This is a genomic window from Ruegeria atlantica, assembly GCF_001458195.1.
Classification (GTDB): domain Bacteria; phylum Pseudomonadota; class Alphaproteobacteria; order Rhodobacterales; family Rhodobacteraceae; genus Ruegeria; species Ruegeria atlantica.
This window is the reverse complement of sequence record NZ_CYPU01000026.1, coordinates 1-2,654: the sequence shown is the minus strand read 5'-3', so window position 1 is coordinate 2,654 and position 2,654 is coordinate 1. Positions and strand designations below refer to the sequence as shown.

Annotated in this window: 2 protein-coding genes and 1 pseudogene; 1 reads left to right on the top strand and 2 read right to left on the bottom strand. The window is 53.8% G+C overall.

What is annotated here, in order from left to right; genetic code table 11:
- Positions 1-149, bottom strand: a pseudogene (locus RUA4292_RS23965) (IS6 family transposase); the annotation flags it as partial.
- Between the two features lie 253 nt (positions 150-402).
- Here RUA4292_RS23965 and RUA4292_RS08710 point away from each other — a divergent pair.
- Positions 403-2,328: a DUF3604 domain-containing protein gene (locus RUA4292_RS08710; RefSeq protein ID WP_058271971.1), complete on the top strand. Its 1,926-nt coding sequence runs from the start codon at positions 403-405 to the stop codon at positions 2,326-2,328.
- Between the two features lie 96 nt (positions 2,329-2,424).
- On the opposite strand, the gene RUA4292_RS23960 is transcribed toward RUA4292_RS08710, so the two are convergent.
- The coding region (locus tag RUA4292_RS23960) for an IS30 family transposase (protein ID WP_145974907.1) at positions 2,425-2,654 on the bottom strand (230 nt) is incomplete at its 5' end.

Below are 2,654 nucleotides of genomic sequence, written 5' to 3'. Positions count from 1 at the left end.
ACAGTTTCGTGGCTCACATCGATGCCTCGCTCGTGCAACAGATCTTCGACATTCCGAAGCGATAGCGGGAATCGGATGTACAACATCACCGCAAGGCGGATGATCTCGGGACTGGTTTTGAAGTATTTGAAAGAGGCAGGCCTGGTCATGGGCAAAAGCTACGCAACCGCCCTGCCCCGCTCAAGCAAAGTTCTTCTGACAAGACCCTTTGAATGCTGCGGTGCGGCTGACGGCGGCTTTGTCCGCAGAGCGGTCTTTCGCTGCAACTTGCTTGAACGGCAACTCTGCGGACAAAGCGGAATTTCGAAGACATGGAAATAATGACGTATTATCATCAGGTCTGAATGTGCGGCTTTCGTGAAGAAACGCGTTTTGATTTCAGCAAGTCTTGGGAGGCTTATTATGCTCAGGTACCTAAATTCCGCTTTGTTCTCTTCCATATTTGTAGTTTCGAGCGCAGCCAACGCGCAGTTCTTACCCTCTGAACAGTCCCTTCAAGACCTTTACCCCGGCAAAGCCTATTCACCCAATGCTCAACGCAGCTTTCCATCGCGTGTATTTTGGGGCGACACTCATATTCACACGGGTCTTTCCATGGACGCCGGTCTTTTCGGGAACACGACCGATCTGGACACAATGCTTCGGTTTGCGCGAGGCGAAGAGGTCGTCTCGGCCACAGGGCAGCGTGTTAAGCTGGCGCGATCGCTAGACTGGATCGTGACAACGGAACACTCTGATGGAATGGGCATGATCACCGACTTGGCTAAAGGTTCTCCCAACATCATGGAGTCAGAACAGGGCTCTCGCTGGGCAAAAGGTCTGCAAGAAGGCGGTGAGGCGTCTGCTGCAGCAGCTCTGGACCTGATCACTACGTTCTCTCAAGGGAACATGGATCCGGACTTGATCGCAGATTATTCTCCCGGATCGCCCATCTATGCCTCTGTCTGGGAAGACATGATCGCTACTGTGGAATCGTTCAACGATCCGGGAGACTTCACGGCTTTCCACGGCTTTGAGTGGACATCGCTGATCCGGGGCAACAACATGCACCGCAATATCATTTTTCGTGACAATGCAGACCGGGTCAAACAAGTCCAACCTATGACCACGCAGGCGCCCATCGGCTCTACAGACCCAATGGACTTGTACAAATGGTTGGAGGCCTATGAGGCCGATACGGGTGGACAAGCTTTTGCACTCGCGCACAACGGAAACCTGTCAAACGGCATCATGTTCCCATCTGAAACACGTTACAATGGCGAACCCGTGGACGAAGCCTATGCAATGGCGCGGATGAGATGGGAACCGCTCTACGAAATCACCCAGATCAAGGGAGACGGCGAGGCGCACCCCGCACTTAGCCCCGATGACGAGTTTGCGAATTACGAAACATGGGATGCGGGCAACCTCGATCTAACTGAAGCTAAAACGCCAGATATGCTTGCAGGCGAATATGCGCGTGAGGCACTTAAGCAGGGGTTCGCCATCGAGGCGCGCACGGGCGTAAACCCATACAAATTTGGCTTGTCCGGCGCGACGGACAGCCATACATCGCTGGCAACCGCTGACAGCGACAATTACTTTGGTAAAGCGACAAATGCCGAGCCATCGTTGACCCGCGCGTCGCATCCGTTCACCGAAACAGAAAATGGCGTTTTCCCAGGTTGGTCATTGGTGGCGTCAGGCTACACAGGTGTCTGGGCCGAAGAGAACACGCGGGCCAGTCTGTGGGATGCCATGGTGCGCCGTGAGGTTTATGCCACAACAGGTCCGCGCATGGCCGTGCGGTTCTTTGGGGGATGGAAGTTCGACGAGGATGACATGAGGTCTCGCGCTCCAGCCTTTGTTGGATACGAAAAGGGTGTTCCGATGGGTGGTGATCTGCGCCCGGCAACGTCCGATGCGCCAACCTTCATGGTCTATGCATTGCGCGATCCCATCGGAGCCAATCTTGATCGCATCCAGATCGTTAAAGGCTGGATGGACAGCGACGGGAACTTGTCCGAAAAAGTCTATGATGTGGCGTGGTCGGATGAACGTGAACTGGACGCTAACGGTAAACTGCCAGCTGTAGGAAATACGGTCGATCTGGAAGCAGCAAACTATATCAACACCATCGGCGCTTCAGAGCTAGGAACGGTCTGGACAGACCCAGATTTTGATTCGTCCGAGCACGCGTTTTACTACGCTCGCGTCATTGAAATCCCGACGCCACGCTGGGTCGTTTACGACAAAGTGCGTCTAGGCGCTGACATTCCCGAAGAAGCGACATTGATCGGACAAGAGCGCGCATATACGTCGCCGATCTGGTATTCACCAAATAATTAGTAGAATGCCCGTTATTCTTGCTTTTTGACTGACCGCTTTGGGCTCAATGAGGTCGTTCGCTGCACTGGGCATGAACGACCACTTTGCGGGGCGGTCTCAATGGGTCGATGCAACACATGCATTGAAACGCTCGGCTGGTGTTTCGTAGTTGAGCGTCTTTCGAGGTCGTTCGTTGAGCTGCCTTGCGACAGCACTGAGCTTTGCCTGACTATGTATCGACAAGTCCGTGCCCTTTGGGAAGTACTGTCGCAGCAGGCGGTTGGTGTTTTCGTTTGTGCCGCGTTGCCATGGGCTGTGTGGTTCACACAAAAAGACATCGATATCCG